The sequence below is a fragment of the uncultured Pseudokineococcus sp. genome, from assembly GCF_947495735.1.
Lineage (GTDB): Bacteria > Actinomycetota > Actinomycetes > Actinomycetales > Quadrisphaeraceae > Pseudokineococcus.
This window is the reverse complement of sequence record NZ_CANMAA010000010.1, coordinates 47,357-68,480: the sequence shown is the minus strand read 5'-3', so window position 1 is coordinate 68,480 and position 21,124 is coordinate 47,357. Positions and strand designations below refer to the sequence as shown.

The 21,124-nt window shown below is 75.7% G+C and carries 17 protein-coding genes; 12 read left to right on the top strand and 5 right to left on the bottom strand.

The features are described 5' to 3' along the window. The first annotated feature begins 31 nt into the window (after positions 1-31). From ngcE to Q0848_RS13580, 7 genes are read left to right on the top strand one after another with little or no spacing between them, the layout of a single operon-like run. A complete protein-coding gene (ngcE, locus tag Q0848_RS13610; protein ID WP_299038439.1) occupies positions 32-1,468 on the top strand; it encodes an N-acetylglucosamine/diacetylchitobiose ABC transporter substrate-binding protein in 1,437 nt (478 codons plus the stop codon). Then, positions 1,468-2,481 (top strand): carbohydrate ABC transporter permease, encoded by a 1,014-nt coding sequence (locus Q0848_RS13605; protein WP_299038437.1) that lies wholly within the window; start codon positions 1,468-1,470, stop codon positions 2,479-2,481. The genes ngcE and Q0848_RS13605 overlap by 1 nt, the downstream gene beginning before the upstream one ends. Then, positions 2,478-3,383 carry a carbohydrate ABC transporter permease gene (locus Q0848_RS13600; protein ID WP_299038435.1) on the top strand — a complete coding sequence of 302 codons (906 nt, stop codon included), beginning with the start codon at positions 2,478-2,480 and terminating at the stop codon, positions 3,381-3,383. Before Q0848_RS13605 ends, Q0848_RS13600 begins: the two co-directional genes overlap by 4 nt. Further along, the gene (locus Q0848_RS13595; protein WP_299038433.1) at positions 3,380-4,144 is read left to right on the top strand and encodes a glucosamine-6-phosphate deaminase; all 765 of its coding nucleotides are present in this window, start codon (positions 3,380-3,382) and stop codon (positions 4,142-4,144) included. The genes Q0848_RS13600 and Q0848_RS13595 overlap by 4 nt, the downstream gene beginning before the upstream one ends. Further along, a complete protein-coding gene (locus Q0848_RS13590) occupies positions 4,141-5,391 on the top strand; it encodes an N-acetylglucosamine-6-phosphate deacetylase (protein ID WP_299038431.1) in 1,251 nt (416 codons plus the stop codon). Before Q0848_RS13595 ends, Q0848_RS13590 begins: the two co-directional genes overlap by 4 nt. Beyond that, the gene (locus Q0848_RS13585) at positions 5,388-6,440 is read left to right on the top strand and encodes an N-acetylglucosamine kinase (protein ID WP_299038430.1); all 1,053 of its coding nucleotides are present in this window, start codon (positions 5,388-5,390) and stop codon (positions 6,438-6,440) included. Before Q0848_RS13590 ends, Q0848_RS13585 begins: the two co-directional genes overlap by 4 nt. Further along, positions 6,437-7,237, top strand: a complete 801-nt coding sequence (locus Q0848_RS13580) for a DeoR/GlpR family DNA-binding transcription regulator (RefSeq protein WP_299038428.1) — start codon at positions 6,437-6,439, stop codon at positions 7,235-7,237. The genes Q0848_RS13585 and Q0848_RS13580 overlap by 4 nt, the downstream gene beginning before the upstream one ends. Before the next feature lie 60 nt (positions 7,238-7,297). Here Q0848_RS13580 and Q0848_RS13575 read toward each other — a convergent pair whose 3' ends face one another. The 5 genes from Q0848_RS13575 to Q0848_RS13555 form a co-directional block, all read right to left on the bottom strand. Continuing rightward, positions 7,298-8,464: a MalY/PatB family protein gene (locus Q0848_RS13575; protein ID WP_299038426.1), complete on the bottom strand. Its 1,167-nt coding sequence runs from the start codon at positions 8,462-8,464 to the stop codon at positions 7,298-7,300. Between the two features lie 208 nt (positions 8,465-8,672). Then, the gene (locus Q0848_RS13570; RefSeq protein ID WP_299038424.1) at positions 8,673-9,509 is read right to left on the bottom strand and encodes a bacteriorhodopsin; all 837 of its coding nucleotides are present in this window, start codon (positions 9,507-9,509) and stop codon (positions 8,673-8,675) included. Between the two features lie 207 nt (positions 9,510-9,716). Further along, positions 9,717-10,910, bottom strand: a complete 1,194-nt coding sequence (locus Q0848_RS13565; protein ID WP_299038422.1) for a hypothetical protein — start codon at positions 10,908-10,910, stop codon at positions 9,717-9,719. A gap of 580 nt (positions 10,911-11,490) precedes the next feature. Further along, on the bottom strand, positions 11,491-13,296 hold the full coding sequence (locus tag Q0848_RS13560) for a glycoside hydrolase family 15 protein (protein ID WP_299038420.1): 1,806 nt from the start codon (positions 13,294-13,296) through the stop codon (positions 11,491-11,493). Positions 13,297-13,429: 133 nt separating this feature from the next. Beyond that, on the bottom strand, positions 13,430-16,156 hold the full coding sequence (locus Q0848_RS13555; protein WP_299038419.1) for an endo-1,4-beta-xylanase: 2,727 nt from the start codon (positions 16,154-16,156) through the stop codon (positions 13,430-13,432). Positions 16,157-16,398: 242 nt separating this feature from the next. Between Q0848_RS13555 and Q0848_RS13550 the strand changes: the two genes are divergently transcribed. The 5 genes from Q0848_RS13550 to Q0848_RS13530 all read left to right on the top strand — a co-directional run bounded on the left by Q0848_RS13550 (position 16,399) and on the right by Q0848_RS13530 (position 21,112). After that, positions 16,399-17,907: an NAD(P)/FAD-dependent oxidoreductase gene (locus tag Q0848_RS13550; RefSeq protein WP_366146613.1), complete on the top strand. Its 1,509-nt coding sequence runs from the start codon at positions 16,399-16,401 to the stop codon at positions 17,905-17,907. A gap of 63 nt (positions 17,908-17,970) precedes the next feature. Beyond that, a complete protein-coding gene (locus tag Q0848_RS13545) occupies positions 17,971-18,828 on the top strand; it encodes an SDR family oxidoreductase (RefSeq protein ID WP_299038415.1) in 858 nt (285 codons plus the stop codon). A gap of 211 nt (positions 18,829-19,039) precedes the next feature. Then, positions 19,040-19,606 carry a M23 family metallopeptidase gene (locus Q0848_RS13540; protein ID WP_299038413.1) on the top strand — a complete coding sequence of 189 codons (567 nt, stop codon included), beginning with the start codon at positions 19,040-19,042 and terminating at the stop codon, positions 19,604-19,606. A gap of 164 nt (positions 19,607-19,770) precedes the next feature. After that, positions 19,771-20,376: a DJ-1/PfpI family protein gene (locus tag Q0848_RS13535; protein WP_299038411.1), complete on the top strand. Its 606-nt coding sequence runs from the start codon at positions 19,771-19,773 to the stop codon at positions 20,374-20,376. A 115-nt stretch (positions 20,377-20,491) separates the two neighbouring features. Then, positions 20,492-21,112: a LysE/ArgO family amino acid transporter gene (locus tag Q0848_RS13530; RefSeq protein ID WP_299038409.1), complete on the top strand. Its 621-nt coding sequence runs from the start codon at positions 20,492-20,494 to the stop codon at positions 21,110-21,112. Positions 21,113-21,124: the final 12 nt, after the last annotated feature.

Below are 21,124 nucleotides of genomic sequence, written 5' to 3'. Positions count from 1 at the left end.
CCTCGCGCACGACTCCCGGACAAGGACACCCATGAGCCCCCTCGAGAGCAGTCGGACCCCCCTGCAGCGCCGCTCCTTCCTCAAGGCCATCACCGCCGGCGCCGTCGTCACCCCCTTCGGCCTGTCCCTGGCCTCGTGCGCCGCCGGGGGCAGCGGCGGCGGCGAGGCCGGTGGGGGTGGCGGCGCCGCCACCGGCGAGGTCAGCGACACCAACCCCTTCGGCGTCGCGGCGGGCTCGACCGTCGAGGCCGTCGTCTTCGACGGCGGGTACGGCACGGACTACGCCTCCTTCGCGGCGGACCTGGTGGAGCAGAACCAGGACGGCGTCACGGTGGAGGTCACCGGCTCGACGCAGATCGCGCAGCAGATGCAGCCGCGCTTCGTCGGCGGCAACCCCCCGGACCTGCTCGACAACAACGGCGCCAACGCCATCGGCCTGTCGACCATCGCGGCCCAGCTCGAGGACCTCAGCGACGTGGTGGCGGCGCCCAACCTCGAGGGCACGACGATCGAGGACACGCTGTACCCCAACGTGCTCGGCGTCGGCATGTACGACGGCAAGCTCGCCGCCATCAACTACGTGCTGACCGTCTACGCGCTCTGGTACTCCCAGTCGCTGTTCGACGCCAACGGGTGGACGCCGCCGACCACCTGGGACGAGGCGCTGGCGCTCGGCGCGGCCGCGCAGGAGCAGGGCCTGTACCTGTTCACCTGGGGCCAGGAGGCGGCCTCCTACTACCTGACGATGGCGCTCGACTCCGCCATCAAGGAGGGCGGCGACGAGGTCCGGCTGCAGATGGCCAACCTGCAGCCCGACGCCTGGAGCGGCCAGGCCATCACCGACGTGCTCGCCGCGATGGAGCAGGTCGTCGCCAGCGGCTACATGCGCCCCGGCGGTGCCGGGACGCAGTTCACGGCCGCGCAGGCGCAGTGGAGCCAGGCGCAGGAGGCGCTGCTGTACCCGTCCGGCTCGTGGATCGAGAACGAGATGGCGGAGGCGACGGCGGAGGGCTTCGTGATGACCGGGGCCCCGACGCCGACGGTCTCCGCGGACGCGGCGATGCCGTACGCCGCCATCAACAACACGCCCAACGAGCCCTTCGTCGTCCCGAGCCAGGGCGCCAACCCGGCCGGCGGCAAGGAGGTGCTGCGCGCGATGCTCTCCCCGGAGACGGCGACGGAGTTCGCGCGCACCAAGCTGGCCTCGACGATCGTCGCGGGCACCATCCCCGAGGACGCCTTCGGCTCCTCGGCCCTGGCGTCCCAGGTCGCGATGCTGGACGCCGCCGGCACGGACACCTTCAACTACAACTTCGTGCAGACGTACGGCATGACCGCGGACGTCAACGTGCTCTGGAACAGCTTCCTGTCCGGGGCCTCGGACGCGGCGGCGCTGGCCGAGGGCATGCAGGCCATGTTCGACCGCATCCGCGAGGACGACGCGGTCGTCAAGGTCGAGGTGAGCTGATGACCCAGACCGGCCCGATGACCGCCGCCGTCCCCGCCGCCGGGACGCCGCAGCAGGGCGCCCCGCCACCTGCCCGGCGGCGGCGTCGGGCCGGTCTGGACCGGATCAGCCTCATGGTCGTGTTCCTCGGCGTCCCCTTCGCCTTCTACGTGCTCATGGTGCTGTACCCCTTCACCCAGGCCACGTACTACTCGCTGACGGCCTGGACCGGCTTCAGCCCCGAGCAGCCCTTCGTCGGCCTGGGGAACTACGCCCGGCTCGCGGGCGACCCGACCTTCCTGTCGGCGCTCGGCAACAGCCTGACGCTGCTCCTCGTGGTGCCCCTGGTGACGCTGACGGCCAGCTTCGCCCTCGCCGTGCTCATCACCTTCGGGGGCAGGTCGGCGGGCGGGGTCCGGGGGCTGCGCGGCTCGGGCTTCTACCGCGTCGTCTCGTTCTTCCCGTACGTGGTGCCGGCGATCGTCATCGGCATCATCTGGAGCCAGGTCTACAACCCCGCCAACGGCCTGCTGAACGGGACGCTGACGGCGGTCGGCCTCGACCGCTTCACCGACTTCCCGTGGCTGGGCGACGTGGACACGGCGATGGCGGCGACGGTCGTCGTCATCATCTGGTCCTTCGTCGGCTTCTACATGGTGCTGTTCGTCGCGGCGATCCAGAGCATCGACACCGAGCTCTTCGAGGCCGCGCGCCTGGACGGCGCCGGCCGCTTCCGCTCCGCGGTGCACGTGGCGCTGCCCGGCATCGCCGGCAGCGTCCGGACCGCCTACGTCTACATGGGCATCCTCGCGCTCGACGCCTTCGTCTACATGCAGGCGCTCAACCCGAGCGGGGGCCCCGAGGGCTCGACGCTCGTGGTCACGCAGGAGATCTACTCGACCGCGTTCTCGCAGGGGCAGTTCGGCGTCGCCTGCGCGATGGGCGTCGTGCTGGCCGCGGTGACGCTGGCCTTCGTGGGCGCGGTGTTCGCGGTGGCGCGGCTGCTCGGCGTCCGCGGCGGGGCGCGGGCGTGACCGCCGTCAGCGCCCCCGGCGCGCGTCGCGCGGACCCGGCCCGTCGCGGCCCCGGCCGCCGGACCTCGGACGGCCGCCGGGAGGGAGCCGTCAGCGCGACGTCGCAGGCCGTCCTCGTCCTGTGGACGGTCCTGGTGGTCGCCCCGCTGCTGTGGACGGTGATGTCGTCGTTCAAGACGACGCGGGAGATCTTCGCCTCGCCGTTCTCGCTCCCGACCTCCCTGCAGTGGGAGAACTACGTCAACGCGTGGACCCTGGCCGGGATCGGGACGTACTTCGTCAACTCCGTCCTCGTCGTGACGGGGGCGCTCGCGCTCACGATGGCGCTGGGGGCGATGTCGGCCTACGTGCTGGCGCGCTTCCCGTTCCCCGGCCGCGCCGCCGTGCGCACGCTCGTCGTCGCCGGGCTGACCTTCCCGATCTTCCTCGCCGTCGTGCCGCTGTTCTTCATCCTCCAGCAGGCGGGGCTGCTCAACACCCTCCCGGGTCTCGTCGCCGCCTACACGGCGTACGCCTACCCCTTCACGGTGTTCTTCCTCATGAGCTTCTTCGAGGACCTGCCCGGCGAGGTCGCGGAGGCCGCGGCGCTGGACGGCGCCAGCGAGTGGCGGACCTTCTTCCAGATCATGCTGCCGATGGCGCGGCCGGGCCTGGCCGCGGTCGCGATCCTCAACTTCGTCGGGCTCTGGAACCAGTTCCTGCTGCCGGTGGTGCTCAACTCGAACCCCGACAACTACGTGCTGACCCAGGGCATGGCGTCCTTCGCCTCGCAGGCGGGCTACTCGGTGGACTTCGGCGCCCTGTTCGCCGGCGCCGTCACGACGATCGTGCCGGTCCTCGTGGTCTACCTCGTCTTCCAGCGCCGGCTGCAGGGCTCCGTCGTGCAGGGGAGCGTGAAGTGAGGCTCGAGGTCGAGGTGCTCGACACCGAGGAGGAGGTCGGGCGCCGGGCCGCCCAGCTGGTCGCCGACGAGCTGGCGGCGGGGCGGCTGGGCGCCTTCGGGGTCGCCACGGGGTCCTCGCCGGCGCAGGTCTACGCGAGCCTCGCCGCGGGGCGCCTGCCCGGGTGGGACGGCGTGGAGGTCTTCGCGCTCGACGAGTACGTGGGCCTGCCGCCGGGCCACCCGCAGTCGTACGCGGCGGTCATCGACCGCGAGGTGCGGGCGCCGCTCGGCCTGGACCCCGGGCGCGTGCACGTGCCCGACGGCGCCGCGGAGGACCTGACCGGCGCGTGCGACGCCTACGAGCGGGCGCTGGAGGAGCGCGGCGGCGTCGACGTGCAGCTGCTCGGCATCGGGGCCACCGGCCACATCGGCTTCAACGAGCCCGGGTCGCCGTTCGACTCCCGCACCCGCGTCGTGGACCTGACGGAGCGGACCGTCGCGGACAACGCGCGCTTCTTCGCCAGCGCCGACGACGTGCCGCGGCGCGCGGTCACCCAGGGCATCGGCACCATCGCCCGGGCCCGCCGGCACGTGCTCATCGCGCTCGGCGCCGCCAAGGCGGCCGTCGTGCGGGCGGCGCTGGAGGGGGAGGTCTCCGAGGAGTGCCCCGCCTCGGCGCTGCGGACCTTCGAGGACGTCCTCGTGCTGCTCGACCCCGGCGCGGCCTCGCAGCTGACCCGGCGGCCGGCGTCGCGCCGCAGCCCGGCGGGCGCCCGGTGACCGGGGGCGCGAGCGGCGGGGCGAGCGGTGCCGCGGGCGGTGCGGGCACCGTCGTCGGCGACGTCGTCGAGGACCTGGTGGTCCACTCCGCGACGCTCGTCGAGGCCGCGGGCGCGCAGCCGGGCACGTGGGTCGCGGTCCGCGGCGGCGAGGTCGTCGCCCGCGGGGTCGGTGGCGGCTGGCGCGAGCACGCCGGCGGCAGCGGCACCGAGGTGCTGGACGCCGACGGGGCGCTGCTGACGGCGGGCATGGTGGACCTGCACGGCCACGGCGGCGGCGGCGCGGCCCACGAGGAGGGCCCCGGCGCGGTCCTGGCCGCCGCGGCCGCCCACCGCGAGCACGGCACCACGCGCAGCGTCGTCAGCTTCGTCTCCGACGCCGTCGACGTCCTCGCGGAGCGGCTGGCGGGCGTGGCGGACCTCGTCGAGGAGCACCCGCACGTCCTGGGCAGCCACCTCGAGGGGCCCTTCCTCGCCCTCGAGCGCAAGGGCGCCCACAGCCCCGGTGCGCTCGTCGACCCGACCCCGGCCGCGGTGGCGCACCTGCTCGACGCCGCACGGGGCACGCTGCGGCAGGTGACGCTCGACCCCCGCCGCGACGGCGCGGTCGAGGCCGCCCGGGCGTTCGCGGCGGCCGGGGTCGTCGTCGCCGTCGGGCACACCGAGGCGACGCACGACGAGGCCGCGGCCGCCTTCGACGCCGGCGCGCGGCTGCTCACGCACGCCTTCAACGCCATGCCGGGCCTGCACCACCGGGCCCCGGGCCCGGTGGCGGCCGCCTGCGGCGACGAGCGCGTGGTGCTGGAGCTCGTCCTCGACGGGGAGCACGTGCACCCGGCCGCGGCCGCGGTCCTGCTGCGCGCGGCAGCGGGCCGCGTCGCCCTGGTGACCGACGCCATGGCCGCCGCCGCCGGCGGCGAGGACGGCCGCTACCGCCTCGGCGGGCTCGACGTCGTCGTCAGCGGCGGGCGCGCCGTCGTCGAGGGCACCGACACGCTCGCCGGCTCGACGCTCACGCTCGACCGGGCGCTGCGCACCGGCGTCGCGGCCGGCCTGCCGCTGCCCGTGCTCGTCGACGCCGCCACCGCCGTCCCCGCCGGCGTGCTGGGGCTCCGCGGACGCCTGGGCGCGCTCGAGCCGGGGCGGGTCGCCGACCTCGTGCTGCTCGACGACGACCTCGTCGTCCGCTCTGTGCGCCCGTCCCGGCGCCGGGTCGTGCCGCCGGGCGCCCCGGCCGGCCGGCGGTGAGGCGCCCGCTCCTGCTGGCGGTCGACGCCGGCGGCACGAGCACGCGCGCCGTCGTCGCCGACGCCGGCGGCACGTGCCTGGGGTACGCCGCCGGCTCGGCGGGCAACCCCACCTCCGCCGGGCCGGAGGCCGCGCTCGCCGCCGTCACCGGCAGCGCGGCGACCGCCCTCGCCCGTGCCGGGCGCGGGCCCGAGGAGGTCGGCGCGGTCCTCGTGGCGATGGCGGGCGACCGCCGGCTCCTGCCGCGCGCCGACCTGGCGCGCGGCCTGGGGTACGCGGGGGAGCCCGCGCAGCTGCGCACGGGGCCGGACATCCTGGCCATGTACTACTCGGGCGCCGTCGAGCCCACCGGGGCGGCCGTCGTCGCGGGCACGGGCTCGGTCGCGGCGCAGGTGCGCGACGGGGAGGTGGCCCGGGCCGTCGGCGGCTGCGGCTGGCTGGTGGGCGACGGCGGGTCCGGCTTCGCCCTCGGGCACGCCGTCGTGCGCGCGGTCGTCGCCGAGCTCGAGGGGACCGGCCCGGCGACGGCGCTGACCGACCTGCTGCTGGGGTCCCTGGGGCTGGCGACCGGACCGGACCGCGGCGGTGCGGTCCAGGAGGGCCGCCCGCGCGTCCTGCAGCAGCTGATGGACCTCTGCTACGCCGAGCGGCCGGTGGCCCTCGCCCGCCACGCGCCCCTGGCCCTCGCCGCGCCCGAGGACCCGGTGGCGCGCCACGTCGTGGCCCGCGCGCAGGAGGACCTCGCGCGCCTCGTCGTCGCCGTCCGCGACGGCGCCCCGGACGCGCCGCTCGTCCTGGGGGGCAGCGTGCTGCACCACGGCCTGCTGGCGCCGGGGCGCTCCCCGGCGCCCGCGCTGGCGAGCGCCCTGGCCGGGGCCGACGTCCGCCCCGCCCGCGACGGCGCGGTGGGCGCGGCGGTGGCCGCCCTGGCCGCCCTCGGCGCTCCGGGCACCCGCGTGCCCCCCGAGGTCGTCGAGCGCCTGCGCGAGACGGTGGCCGAGCAGCGGGCCGCGGCGGACGCCGGGAGGGGCGGGGAGGCGCCGGCGTGAAGCAGCAGCGGCTCGCCCGGATCCTCGACATGGTGGCCCAGGACGGCCACGTCACCCTCGCGCAGGTGCGCGCGGAGCTCGGCACGTCCGTCGCCACGGCCCGGCGCGACCTGGACGCGCTCGCGCAGCAGCGGCTCGTCGTCCGCACCCACGGCGGCGCCTCGGCCCTCGCCAGCAGCGGCTACGAGCGCCCGCTCGCCGACAAGGCCGCGGTGCACGCCGAGGCGAAGGGCGCCATCGCCCGCGCCACGTGCGACCTCATCGCCGTCGGCGACGTCGTCGGCGTCAACGGGGGGACGACGACCACCGAGGTCGCCCGCGAGCTCGCCCGCGCCGACCACCTCGCGCCGGCGGACGGCACCCGCGGCTTCACCCTCGTCACCAACGCGCTCAACATCGCCTTCGAGCTGGCGGTGCGCCCCCACGCGACGGTCGTGATGTCCGGGGGCACGGTGCGCCCGCGCTCGTTCGAGCTCAGCGGCCCGGCCGCCCGCACCTCGCTGCAGGAGGTGGTCCTCGACGTCGCGGTGCTGGGCGTCGACGGCGTCGACGCCCGGTTCGGGGCCACGACGGCGGACGCCGGCGAGGCCGACATCGGGCGGACGCTGGCGGACGCGGCCCGTCGCGTGGTCGTCGTCGCCGACTCCTCCAAGCACGGGCGGACGGGGCCGCAGCGGCTGCTCGACCTGGACCGGGTGGACGTGCTCGTCACCGAGCGCGCCCCCGGCGCGCCGCTCGCCCGCGCCCTGGCCGAGGCGGGCGTGCGGCTCGTCCTGGCCCCGCCGGCGCCGGGCTGACCGCCCGTCCGCCCGCCCGCCCGTCCGCACCGGGGCGGGACCGGTCGGCGCCGGGCCCGGTCACCGGCGGCGCAGGGCCTCGCCCATCTGCCGGACGGCGCGCTCCAGCAGCGGGCGCGGCATGGCGGTGGTGAGGCGGACGAAGCCCTCGGCCGCCCGGCCGCAGGCGGCGCCGTCGGTGAGGGCGACGCCGGCGCGCTCGCGGAAGAAGGCCGCCGGCGTGGGCTCGAGCTCCAGCGCCCGGCAGTCCAGCAGCGCCAGGTAGGTGCCCTCCGGCGGGACGTGCTCGACGCCCGGGAGGTGCTCGGCGACCAGGTCGACCAGCAGCGCTCGGGTGCCCGCGAGGTGGGCGAGGACCTCCTCCAGCCACGGGCCGCCCTCGTCGTAGGCCGCGGTGCTCGCCACGACCCCGAGCGTCGACGCCCCGTGCTCGAGGAAGGAGCCGACCTCCGCCCAGTGCCGGGCGTCGGCGTCGCTCGACAGCAGCAGCTGGGCGCACTTCAGCCCGGGCAGCCCCCACGCCTTCGACGCGGACGTCGCCGTGACGGTGTGCCGCGCCGCGGCGTCGGAGGTCGAGGCGTACGGGACGTGCTGGTGCCCGGGGAAGACCAGCGGGGCGTGGATCTCGTCGGAGAAGACGCGGGCCCCGTGGCGCTCGACGACCTCGGTGATCTCCGCCATCTCCGCGCGCTCCAGCACGCGCCCGACCGGGTTGTGCGGGTTGCACAGCACGAGCAGGCCGGCGCCGGCGGCGAGCACCGCGTCGAGGGCGTCCAGGTCGTAGACCCAGCGGTCGCCGTCTCGGGCCATCGGCAGCTCGACCTGCTCGCGGCCCATCGCGCGCGGCACGGTGAGGAAGGGCATGTACGCCGGCGTGGGGACGACGACGGCCGACCCGGGCCGGGAGAAGTGCTCGACCGCCGCCTGCAGGCCGGCGATGACGTCGCCGAGCGGGCGCACCCGCTCGGGCGCGACGTCCCAGCCGTAGCGCTCGGACGTCCACCGCGCGCACGCCGCCGACATCGCCTCCGACAGCGCGCCGGGCAGGTAGCCGAGCACCTGCGCGTCGACGGCCTCGTGCAGCGCCCGGGTCACCGCCGGGGCGGTGCCGTAGTCGGTCTCGGCGACGAACGCGCCGATCGCGTCGGGGAACAGCGACCACTTCAGGCCGCCCCGTGCGCGCAGCTCCTCGAGCGTGAGGTCGTCGATGCGGGCGGGGCTCGTCACGGGGCCTCCCGGTCGGTTCGTCGTGGAGCCGGCCCGAAGGGCGCGAGGGCCTCCCCCGGCGGGCGGCCCCCACCGGTTCTAGCAGCCGAGACCGACGAAGGGCGCGGTCCCCGTGCGGGGACCACGCCCTTCGTCGGTCTCGAGCGGTGCCGCCGGTCGTCGGTCCTGCGGACCGGCCCGGTGGACGAGCTGGGTCAGACGCGCGGGGTCAGACGCGCCCGGGGGCGTCGACGTCGGTGACGCCGCCGCGGGGGATGGTGCTGATCGAGTCGCGGGCGGCGCCGAAGCCCTCCAGCTTGCTGACGCGCACGGCGATGGCGCTGAGGAGCACGCCGTAGACGACCTTGGACGTCACGTCGGCGACGGTGTAGGTGATCTGCCGGGCGACGACGCCGTCGGCGGAGTCCCAGATGGCCGGCATGAGGTAGGCGCCGGGGTAGAGCATCCAGGAGATGGCCAGGAGCCAGAAGACGGCCTTGACCATGGGGCGGACCTCGGCGGGCATCCGCTCGACGTTGCCGTAGACGGTGCGCCAGACCAGCACGAGGATGACGGCGAAGAAGACGGTGCTGACGGCGCCCCACACCCAGAAGGGCGCCGAGCGGTCGACCTCGTAGTACTGGCCGACGTAGCCGGTGTAGACCATCGCCAGCCCGGCCGCGACGAAGAGCACGACGCCGCGGCGGAAGGCGACGCCCGTGACGCCGAGGACGATGAGCATCTGCACGAGCAGCACCGGGACGTCGATCGACCAGTTCATGTAGCGGTACCCGTTGCCGAACAGCTCGTCGCCCACCACGAAGGCCGTGCCGTCCCAGACGAAGCTGCGCTGCCACTGCAGGGAGATCACGAGCAGCTCGAGGAAGGCCGACACCATGACCACCGCCGACAGCGCCGAGGACAGGCGGTAGCGCGGCAGCGAGCTGCTGCTGGTGACGAGGAAGTACACGAGCCCCGCCGCCATGGCGGCGTACCCGAACGTGAAGACGTGGTCGACGATGGAGTACTGGAAGTAGTTGTACGAGAACTCGTTCTCGACGTTCACGGCGGGCTCCGTCCGGCGGGGCGGTCAGTGGCAGCACCGCTGCGGCCGCGAGGACGGCACCGGTGCCCCCAGCGTGGGAGGTCATGACGCACCGTGCATACCGGGCGGTCTCCCGGCGCCGAGTCGTGACCAGGGCTTCACCGCTCCGTGACCGGCGCGTGATCTGACGGGCGCCACGGGCGCTGCCGGGAGGGGCCGGCGCCCGCCTCAGCGGGTCTGGGTGTTCGGCAGGTGCCGACCGATGTAGCCGACGTAGACGCAGCCCGTGCGTCGCGTGTCGTCCAGGTAGTGCAGGCGCGGGCTCGTCTGCCCCAGGCTCAGCAGCTTCATGTGGGCCCACATCGGGGTGCGGCCCGCGGCGTCCACCTCGGGCGGCACGGGCAGGACGCGGGGCGCCCGCAGGCGCGGGTCGTGCTGGACGGTCGCGCTCTCGCAGCGCGCGTGCCGGCCCGCCGGCCACGAGCACAGGCCGTCGGGCGTGCGCTCCAGGTAGCCCTGCACGTCGGAGTCCAGGGTGCCCGCGGCCTTGGCGGCGGCGTAGTCGCGCAGGGCGAGCAGCGCCTCCCACGTGCGCTGCACGTGCAGCCCGGTGTGCACGACGTCGTCGAGCTCGAGCGCGCGGCCCGGGTCGCCGGTGAAGACGACGCGCTCGAGCTGCGTCCGGTAAAGGCGCTCCAGCAGCTCCGCCATCGACCCCGGGACGGCCTCGACCTGGTCGACGGGGGCGGCGGACCACACGTCGAGCTCGACGCCGCTGCGCTGGACCCGGCGCTGGAGGTCTCGCAGCTGCCGCTCGGCGTCCAGGCGGGCCTGCTCGGCGAGGGCGCGCTCGAGCTGCTCCTCCTGGTGCGACCGCTCGGCCTCCTCCAGGCGCGACTGCGCGGTCGCGAGGTCGCGGCCGAGGTCCTCGAGCAGGGCGGTCGCCGCGACGGTGTCCTGGTCGGGCGCGGCGCCCGGGAGCTGGGACGAGCGGTCCACCACGGCGCGCAGCAGCGTGACCGCCTGCTGGGTGAGGATCTCCGAGCCGGTGAGGTCGCGCAGGAGGGCGCCGAAGCTCCGCCGGAGCTCGGGGTCGCGGCGCTGCTCCCGGCTGCCCGGCGTCCCGAACGGGCGCGGGGCCGGCTCGGGCTCGGGCTCGGGCTCGGCGAGCGCCGGCGCGGGGTCGGGGCGTCGGGGCGAGGGCACCTGCGCGAGCGCGTCAGCCGCGGCGTCGGGGCGCTCCTCGGAGGGCTGCGGGGCCGGTGTCGCGGGAGGCAGCGCGTCCACCGCCGGGAGCGTGACCGCCGCCTCCCCGGTGGGCACCGCCCACTCCGCCGCTCCGTGCGCCACCAGCAGCGGGGAGAAGGTGCACCCCCGGGGATGGAGCGCAGACGTCGGGGCGAGGCGGGCAGGGTGGGTCATGTCGGGCGCATCGGCACGTCGCGCCGCTGACCTGAGCGGGTGACGCCCCGGACCCCCGGCGCGCCGCTCCTCAGGAGGCGCGCCGGTGCGTGCACGGACGGCGCGGAGCCCCGCCCGTGCACGCACCCCGCTCGACGGCCCTCGCTTGAGGGCCGTCGCTCGTCGGCCCGGGCCCGACTGCTCCGGCGCTGCGCCGCAGACGTCGCCCTGCGGGCCGACCGGGGCCGGCGGCGGCTGGACGACCCCGTCGTCCTCCTGCACGGTGAGGACGCCGACGGCGTCCCCGTGGCGGCCTCCACGGGCACGGACGCCGTGACGGTGCACGTCGTCGCGGCCGCTGCGCCCGGCTCGGTGCTCCCCGTCAGCGGCACCTCGAGGGGCAGGCACGTCTGGCGGGGGCGACGACGAGCTCCTCGGCCGCGCGGTCGGCGCCGCCGGGGCCGCCGCAGAGGGACTCCAGCCGCACGGAGACGGGCACGGCGCTGGGCGCTGACAGCCAGCACCGGGACGTCGGCGCCGCCGGGGCCGTCTCCTCGTCGACGACACCGCCGACGGCACCCTGCGCCACCACCCCGCGGGCTCAGCGCCCCCGGTGCCGGTCGAGGGCCGCGTCGAGGTTGACGGCGGCGGAGATCAGCGCGAGGTGGGTGAACGCCTGGGGGAAGTTGCCGAGCGCCTCGCCGGAGGGCCCGATCTCCTCGGCGTAGAGGCCGAGGTGGTTGGAGTAGGTGAGCATCTTCTCGAAGACCAGCCGCGCCTCCTTGAGCCGCCCGGCGCGGGTGAGGGCCTCGACGTACCAGAACGAGCAGAGGTTGAAGGTGCCCTCGTCGCCGTCGAGGCCGTCGTGCCCGTTGATGGCGTACCGGGAGACGAGCGAGTCGGCGACCAGGTCCTCGCCGATGCGGTCGAGCGTGGACAGGAACCGCGGGTCGGTGGGCCCGGCGAACTTCACGAGCGGCATCACCAGGAGCGAGGCGTCGAGGAGGCCGCTGCCCGGGTGCATGGCGTAGGCCCCCAGGTCGGGGTCCCAGCAGTCCTCCTGGACGAAGCGGTGCGCCTTGTTGGCGATCTTGCGCCACTTCTCGGTGGGGGCCGGCAGCCCGCGGTCGCGGGCCACGCGCAGGGCCCGGTCGTAGGCCACCCACGTCATCAGCGCCGAGTACGTGAAGCGCTGGCGGGGGCCGCGCACCTCCCAGACGCCCTCGTCGGGCTCCTGCCAGTGGTCCGCGAGCCAGTCGAGGCGCTTGCCGAGGGTCGTCCAGAGGTCGTAGCTGATCGGCACCTCGCGGTTGTAGAGGTAGACCGAGTCCATGACCTCGCCGTAGACGTCCAGCTGGCGCTGGCCGACGGCGGAGTTGCCGATGCGGACGGGGCGCGAGCCGCGGTAGCCCTCGAAGTGCTCGAGCACGGTCTCGGGCAGGTCCTCGCTGCCGTCGACCCCGTACATGATCATGACGTCGCGCTCGACGGAGGCCTCCTCGCACCGCTTCTGGATCCACTCCATGAAGGCGGCGGCCTCGTCGAGGAACCCCAGGCGCATGAGCCCGTAGACGGTGAAGGCGGCGTCGCGCAGCCACGCGTAGCGGTAGTCCCAGTTGCGCGCGCCGCCCAGCTGCTCGGGCAGGGACGTCGTCGGAGCCGCCACCAGCGCGCCGGTGGGGTGGTAGACGAGCAGCTTCAGGGTCAGCGCCGAGCGCTGCACCATCTCGCGCCAGCGGCCGGTGTAGCGCGACCCGGAGACCCAGCGCTGCCAGTACTCGCTGGTGCGGGTGAACAGGTCGTCGGTCTCGCCGATGACGAGCGGGCGGACGACCCCGCGCCACTCGAGGACGACGTCGACCTGCTCGCCCTCCTCGACGACGAACGTCGCCTCGACGCCCTTCCCGTCGTCGGTGACCCGCAGCGGGGCGGACGTGCGCAGGACGCACTCGCCGGCGGAGGAGGTGAACGCGGCGCCGACGCCGTCGACGAGCCGGACCTCGTGGGCCACGCGGCCGTAGTCGAAGGCCGGGCGGCAGACCAGCTCGAAGCTCGTGCTGCCGCGCACCGAGGAGGCCTGGCGGACGATGAGGTCGCGCCCGGCGGCGACGTCGCTGGTCTCGGGGACCATGAAGTCGACGACCTCGCCGACGGAGTCACGCGTCAGGTAGCGCGTCAGCAGGATGTTCGTGTCTGGCATGTAGAGCTGCTTCGGGCGCGTGCTCGCGCGGGCGGCGAGGCGGAAGAACCCCCCGCGGTCGGCGTCCAGCAGCGAGGCGAACAGGGACGGCGCGTCGAACCGCGACGGGCAGTACCAGTCGATCGTGCCGTTCGTCCCGACCAGGGCGACCGTCCGCAGGTCGCCGATGATCCCGTGCTCCTCGATGGGGAGGTACCGCTCGTCCACGGCCGCAGCATGGACCAGGCGGGCCCCGCGGCGGGGCAGGCCACTCCGGTCTGCCCCGTCCAGGACGAGGCGGGGCCCCGCAGCCGCCTCCCGGCGTGCTGCGGGGCCCCGTCGCGGGTCGCGCTCGGCGGCGTCAGCCCCGGACGTCGACCACCACGTCGGTGGTGGTCGAGAGCTCGGTGCCCCACTCGTCCTGCATGGTCAGCGTGCAGGTCAGCTCGACCTCGCCCGCGGCGGCGGCGGTGCCGCGCAGCACGAGCGCCGTCCCGTCGCCGGCGCCGTAGTCGCGGCGGGCGACGCGCTCGGCCGTGCCGGCCGCGGGCGCCAGGGTCGCGGCCCCGGCGCCGTCCTCGCCGGCGTTCGTCTGCGCGCACGACTGGGCGTAGCTCTCGCCCTCGAGCCTCCCGGCGCCGGCGTTGACCAGCGCGCCGGGGACCGTGACGGTCGATCCGACGCGCGCCCGGACGACGTCGCGCCGCAGCTCGGACCGCAGCTGCGCCTGCGTCGCCGGGGCGGTGACGACGACGTCGAAGGTGGTCGGCGCCGTCGTGCTGCCCGCGCTGTCGGTGGCCGTGCAGGTGACCTGCGTGGTGCCGACCGGGAAGAGCGAGCCCGGGGCGGGCGCGCACGTGGGCGTCACGACGCCGTCGCGGGTGTCGCGGGCCTCGGGCAGGGCGTAGTCCACGGGCGTGCCGTCGGGGTCGGTCGCCACGACCTCCACCCGCTCGGTGCCGGCGAAGCGCGGCGGCAGGAAGTCCGCCGGCCGCGGCGGCAGCTGCGACGGGTCGACGATCCCCCAGTACGCGGGCGTCACCTGCAGGTCGTCGTCGAAGGGCAGCGGCTGCTCCCAAGGACGGGGGTTCGGCCAGGTGCGCAGCCAGGTCCGCGCGTTGCTGATGCCCCAGAACGTCACCGACTCGAGCGAGTCGCTGTGGGTGCGCAGCATGGCGAACAGGTCGCGGTAGTAGTAGCCGATCTCGGCGGCCGCCGCGTCGAGGTCGTCCGTCGCCGCGATGTACGTGCCGCTGCTGCCGACGTCCGCGCCGCGGTTCTCGGTGGAGGAGTTGACGTCCAGCTCCGTGACCGCCTGCAGCAGCGTCGGGTCCAGCTCGGTGACGGCGTCCATGGACTCGTCGAGCCACTCCACGGGCCGGGCGAAGTCCACGTGCGCCTGGTGCCCGACGCCGTCGATCGGCACGCCGCGCTCCTGGAGGGCGCTGATGAGCGAGAGGTAGTCCTCGCGCTTGGACGGCATCTCGGTGTTGTAGTCGTTGATGAACAGCTCGACGCCGGGGAAGTGCTGGTCGGCCAGGCGGAACGCCTCGTCCACGAAGCCCTCGCCGAGCACCTGGAACCAGCGGCTGTCGCGCATGTCGTGCGGGTTGCCGTTCGGCCCGTCGGCGATGACCTCGTTGACGACGTCCATGGCCCAGATCGGGCTGTCGCCGTCGGGGTAGCGGGCGTCGACGTGCTCGGCGATCGCCCGGACGTGGGCCTCCATGCGCGAGCGCAGCAGCGCCTGGTCCTCCGGGCTGGACGTCAGCGGGCGGTCGCCGTCCAGGAAGAACCACGCGGGCGTCTGGGAGTGCCAGACCAGCACGTGGCCGTAGACCTCGACGTCGTTCTCGTCGGCGAAGTCGAGCAGGCGGTCGAGGTCCTCGAAGGTGAACTGGCCCTCGACGGGCTGGATCTCGGCCGGCTTGCCGTCGTTCTCCGGCGTGATGGCGTCGTAGTGGCGGCGGATGAGCTCCGCGGAGCGGCCGACGGTCTCGCGCTGGTCGACGGCGACGCCGACGTGCTCGACGCCGTCCGCGCCGAGCACGTCCGCCAGGCCCGGGACGTCCTGGACCGGGGTCTCGGTGGCGCCCAGCACGGCGACGTCGTCGAGCAGGAAGTCGACGCCCGCGGCGCCCTCGACGTAGAGCGTCGCGCGGTCGACCGGCGTGCCGAGGGTGTACGTGCCCCGCAGCTGCGTCCACGCGTCGGCGGTGACGACGCCGCTGGCGCCGGCCACGTCGTCGTAGCCCGTCGTCGTGCCGCGGTCGCGCTGGATCGAGGCGTTGAGCGCCGTGGGCGCCTCGCCGGGGGCCAGCCGCACCCACAGCGAGACCTCGACGGTCTGGCCGACGGCCAGCGCGCTCGTGACGTCCAGCGTCGGGCCCTGCCAGCTCTGCTCGCGCTTCGTCGCGAGCAGGCTCGTCGCGCCCTCGTGGGCGTCGTCGGTCGTCAGCGCGACCCGGGCGGCGCCGCGCGGGCCCCAGCCCTGCAGGCCGCTCTCGAAGTCGGTGCGCAGGTCGCTGCGGGAGCTCTCGGCGGGCGGTGCGGCCTCGCCGACGACCCGGACGTCGTCGAGGTAGTACGCCTGGGTCGGGTCGGGGCTCTCGAGGTGCAGCTCGAGCTGGCTGCTCGCCGTGCCGTGCTCGTAGGAGCCGCCGACCCGCGTCCAGCCGCTGTCGGTGACGGCCACCTGGTGGGCGATCGAGTCGAAGGCCGCGGCGCCGCCCTGCGGCGTGCGCGCCACGCTCAGCGAGACGGCGTCCTCGCCCGACCCCTCGGCGAGCCGGACCCAGGCCTCGACCTCGTACGTCCCGGGGGGCATGAGGTCCAGGCCGTCGAGGGCGGGGCCGTGCCACGCCGCCGTCCTGCCGGTCGTGAGGAGGCTGTGCTCGCCCGTCCGCGCCTGCGCCGTGCTGACGGCGACCTCGGCGGTGCCGCGGCCGAACCAGTCGGCCGGGCCGTCCTCGAAGCTCGTCTCGTGGACCAGGGCCGGCTCGGCGCCGGCGGCGGGCGCGAGCACCACGCCCATCGGTGCGAGCACGCCGAGGGCGAGGGCCCCGGCTCCCAGACGTCGTCGTCCCATGGAGGTTCCTCCTGTGCCGCAGCGTCGGCGCTGCGAATATGTGGCTGACCTGTCGGAAAGTTTCGACCGTCGCGACGAGGGAAGCACGGGGACGAACAGGGCGTCAACACCCGTCTCGCCGCGGCCGCGGCGACGGCGAGACCCACCGGCGCGCGCCGCAGCGGTGACGGGCGCAGGGTGGGCCGGTGGTCGGAGCGGGCAGCAGCAGCGGTGCGGCGGGCGGGGCCGGGGCGCCCGAGGACGTGGACGTGGACGTCCTCGTCGTCGGCGCGGGGCTGTCCGGGGTCGGCATGGCCAGCCGGCTGCGGCGCGAGCTGCCGGGCCGCTCGGTCGCCGTCCTCGAGGCTCGCGAGGCGATCGGCGGGACGTGGGACCTGTTCCGCTACCCCGGCGTCCGCTCCGACTCCGACATGGCCACGCTCGGCTACGCCTTCCGGCCCTGGACGGGCACGACGGCGCTGGCGAGCGGGGACGCGATCCGCGACTACGTCCGGGAGACGGCGCGCGCCGAGGGCGTGGACCGCCTCGTCCGGCACGGCCATCGCGTCGTGGCGGCGGACTGGTCGAGCGAGGCGGCCCGGTGGACCGTCGACGTCGAGGTGCTCCCCGGCGAGCGCCGCGCGGGGCGCAGCGCCCGGATGACGTGCGCGCTGCTGCTGGTCTGCACCGGCTACTACCGCTACGACCGCGGCTTCACCCCCGACCTGCCCGGCGCCGAGCAGTTCGGCGGGGAGCTCGTGCACCCGCAGCTGTGGCCGGAGGACCTCGACCTGACCGGGAAGCGCGTCGTCGTCGTCGGCAGCGGCGCCACGGCGATCACCCTCGTGCCCGAGCTGGCCCGCACCGCCGAGCACGTCGTCATGCTCCAGCGGTCGCCGAGCTACGTGGTGTCGCTGTCCTCGCAGGACGCGCTCGCCCGCCGCCTGCAGGGGCTCCCGGTGCCCACGCGCGTCGCGGCGTCGCTCGTGCGGGCCAAGAACGTGCTCTCGTCCTCGGCCTTCTACCAGCTCAGCCGCCGGTTCCCGGGGGCGACCAGGCGCCTCGTCCGCCGCGGCGTCGAGCGCCAGGTGCCGGCCGGCTTCGACGTCGACCGCCACTTCTCCCCGCGGTACGACCCGTGGGACCAGCGGGTGGCCTTCACCCGCAGCGGCGACCTGTTCGCCGCGCTGCGCGCCGGGACGGCGTCGATGGTCACCGACCGCATCGAGACCCTCACGGCGACCGGGGTGCGGACCGCCTCCGGCGAGCACCTGGACGCCGACGTCGTCGTCACCGCGACGGGGCTGGAGCTGCTGCTCGCGGGCGGGATGCGCGTGGCGGTCGACGGCGAGCAGGTGGACCTCGCCCGGACCGTCTCGTACAAGGGCGCGATGCTCTCCGGCGTCCCGAACCTCGTCCTGGGGCTGGGCTACACGAACGCGTCCTGGACGCTGAAGATCGACCTCGTCGCCCGCTTCGTCGTCAGGCTGGCGCGCCACCTCGACGCCGTCGGCGCCGACGCCGCGACCCCCGTGCGCCCCGACGTGCCGGACGACGAGCTCGCCCCGCTCATCGACCTGCAGTCCGGGTACGTGCTGCGCAGCGTCCACCTGCTGCCGCGCCAGGGTCCCCGCGCGCCGTGGCGCCTGCACCAGGACTACCTGCGCGACCTCCTCCTGCTGCGTCGCGGGCCCGTCGACGACGGCGGGCTGCGCTTCTCCCGGCGCCGCACCGCACGGGCCGAGGCCGTTCCCGCACGCCCGGAGGGCTGACCCGGCGAGGATGCCCGCAGCCGGCGTCGACGCCGGCACCGCCGTCCGACACGAGGAGAACCCGTGCGCCCGTACACCTTCCCCGGCGGCACCGCCGTCGTGACCGGCGCCGCGGGCGGCATCGGCGAGGCGCTCGCCCGCGCGCTGGCCGCGCGCGGCAGCTCCCTGGCGCTGCTCGACCGGGACGCCGACCGGCTCGAGTCCGTGGCCGCGGCCGTCCGCGCCGAGCACCCCGGCCTGGGGGTGCGCACCTACGTCGTCGACCTGGCCGACCGGGAGGCGACGGCCGCTGCGCTGGAGGCCGTGCGGGCGGACCACCCGCGCGTGACGCTCGTCGTCAGCAACGCCGGGGTGGCCCTGGGCGGGCTGTTCCGCCAGCTGACCTTCGAGGAGTTCTGGTGGGTCGTGGAGGTCAACCTCCGCGCCACCGTGCAGGTGGTCTCGGCGCTGCTGCCCGCGCTGCGCGCGTCGCCGGGCTCCCACCTGGTGACGGTCTCGAGCATCTTCGGCGTCGTCGCCCCTCCCGGCCAGAGCGCCTACGCCACGAGCAAGTTCGGGGTGCGCGGCTTCACCGAGGCCCTGCGCGCCGAGCTGCGGGGCGACGGCGTCGGCGTGACCTGCGTGATGCCCGGCGGCGTGCGGACGCGCATCGCGCAGGACGCCCGCGCCGCCGCAGGGCTGTCCGCCGAGGACGTGGCGGCCGGGCGCGACGCCTTCCAGCGCATGCTGCGGATGGAGCCCGCCGAGGTGGCCGAGCAGGTGCTGCGCGCCGTCGAGCAGCGGCGCCCCCGGCTGCTCGTCGGCTGGACGGCGCGCCTGCCCGCGCTGCTCGAGCGGGCGCTCCCGGGGGCCTCGACCCGGCTGCTGGGGGTGCTCGCCCGGTCGTCCGGCCCCGGTCGCCGGCTGATGCGTTCCCGGTGATCGGCGACGAGACGTCCCATTCGGGCGACCTGTGTGTGATGATCCGCGCCGTCACTCGTCGTGATGTTTCCGCAACCCGTCCGTGACCGCGCCGAGATCAGGTGCTCAAGGGGTGGTGGCGGAGGGCCGATGACGGGTGGAGAGCAGCGAGGCGCGCCGACGCACCGGACGGCGCGCGACCTCACCCGACCGGAGCACCGAGGAGCACCCGTTGAGCGCAGCCACCACCCGCACCGCCCGCCGCCCGCGCCGCGGCCTGAGCCGACTGGCCGCGGTCGCGGCCGGCCTCGTCGTCGCCATGGCGGTGTCCCTCACCCCTGCGCAGGCGGAGACCGGCGCCATGGTGGTCCCGACGAGCGGGCGCGTCACCGGGGTCGTCGGCGCCTACTGCACCTCCGGCAGGGCCCACGGCGGCATCGACATCGCCGCCCCGACCGGCACCCCGGTGCGGGCCGCCGACAGCGGTGTCGTGAGCATCGCGGGCCGGCGCGCCGACTCCGCCAGCTACGGCATCTTCATCCGGATCCACCACGGCACCCGCTACCGCACGATCTACGCCCACCTGAGCAAGCTCGCCGTGAAGCCGGGGCAGACGGTCAAGGAGGGCCAGGTCATCGGCTACGTCGGCAACACCGGCCGCTCCTACGGCGCGCACCTGCACTTCGAGGTCCGCCTCGACAACGTCCGCCAGAGCGGCATCAACACCAGCTTCCGCTGCCGCACGAACGTCACGGCGGGCAACCGCATCCAGTGGGGCTTCCCCTACCTCGCGCGCTGAGGCGACGCGCACCGGCGCGGGGTCGGCGGGTGCTGGGCGGGTGGGCCCCTGACCTGCGGTGACGTCGCGTGACGGGGACCTCTGCAGGTCGCCCGGCGCAGCCGGGGCGGAGGGGGAGGGCCGGTGCTGCCGCGCGGGGCGCCGTCCTGGCAGGCTCGGCTGCCGTGGAGACCCCCGGCGCGGCGCGGACCCTCGGCATCCTGCTCTTCGACGGCGTCGAGGAGCTCGACGCCGTCGGCCCGTGGGAGGTGCTGGCGTGGTGGACCCAGCGGCACCCCGAGGACGGGTGGCGCGCAGTGCTCCTCTCGCGCGACGGCGCCCCCGTGACCGCGGCGAAGCAGATGGTGCTGGGCGCGCACGTCTCCCGCGAGGACTGCCCGCCGCTGGAGGTCCTGCTGCACCCGGGCGGCCGGGGCACGCGCACCCTCGCCGTCGACGAGGACCACCTCGCCTGGGTCCGCGCGCAGCGGGCGGTCGTCCCCCTGATGACGAGCGTGTGCACCGGCTCCCTCGTCTACGCGGCGGCGGGGCTGCTGGGCGGACGACCTGCGACGACCCACTGGGGCGCCGTGGACGAGCTGCGGGCGCTCGACCCGACCGTCGACGTGCGCCCCGACGACCGCTTCGTGGACGACGGCGACGTCATCACCTCCGCGGGCGTCTCCGCGGGCATCGACATGGCGCTGCACCTCGTCGCGCGACTGGCCGGGGTGGAGCGGGCCCGGGAGGTCCGCCGCGGCATCCAGTACGACCCGCAGCCGCCGGTCTGAGCGGGGGCGCGGGGCTGCGAGGCCCGGCACGGCGCCGGCGCAGCGCGGGGGCGCCCCGGCCTGCGCGTCCGGGGGCGTGCCCACCCGGTCCGGGCCGGCCCTAGCGTCCCGTGGTGTGGACCTCCTCGCCGCGCTGTCCGGTCTCGGCCTGGGCCTCTCGCTCATCGTGGCCATCGGCTCCCAGAACGCCTTCGTCCTGCGCCAGGGCCTGCGCGGCGAGCACGTCGGCGCCGTCGTGGCGGTCTGCACCGCCTCCGACGCGGTGCTCATCGCGGCCGGCGTCGCGGGCGTGGGGGCGCTCGTCCAGCAGGCGCCGGAGCTGCTCGTCGCCGTCCGCGTCGGCGGGGCGGCGTTCCTCCTCGGGTACGCGGTGGTGGCCGCGCGTCGGGCGCTGCGCCCGGGCGGGGACGCGCTGGAGGAGTCCGCGGCCCCGGCGCGCGGGTCCCGCCGCGGCGCGCTCGTCACCGCGCTCGCGCTGACGTGGCTCAACCCGCACGTCTACCTCGACACGGTGGTGCTGCTCGGGTCGGTCGCCGCGGGACAGGGGGAGGCGCGGTGGGCGTTCGGCGCGGGGGCCGTGGCCGCGAGCGTCCTGTGGTTCAGCGCCCTGGGCTTCGGCGCCCGCCTGCTGCGGCCGCTGTTCGCCCGCCCCGGTGCCTGGCGGGTGCTCGACGGCGCCATCGCCGTGGTGATGGCGCTCCTCGCGGCCTCGCTGCTGGCGGGGCTCGCGGGCTGACGCCGGCCGGGC

Excerpts from the sequence above, each read along its gene's own strand:
- Q0848_RS13565 (WP_299038422.1), bottom strand. The coding sequence starts at position 10,910 with ATGACCCACCCTGCCCGCCTCGCCCCGACGTCTGCGCTCCATCCCCGG.
- ngcE (WP_299038439.1), top strand. The coding sequence starts at position 32 with ATGAGCCCCCTCGAGAGCAGTCGGACCCCCCTGCAGCGCCGCTCCTTC.
- Q0848_RS13605 (WP_299038437.1), top strand. The coding sequence starts at position 1,468 with ATGACCCAGACCGGCCCGATGACCGCCGCCGTCCCCGCCGCCGGGACG.
- Q0848_RS13555 (WP_299038419.1), bottom strand. The coding sequence starts at position 16,156 with ATGGGACGACGACGTCTGGGAGCCGGGGCCCTCGCCCTCGGCGTGCTC.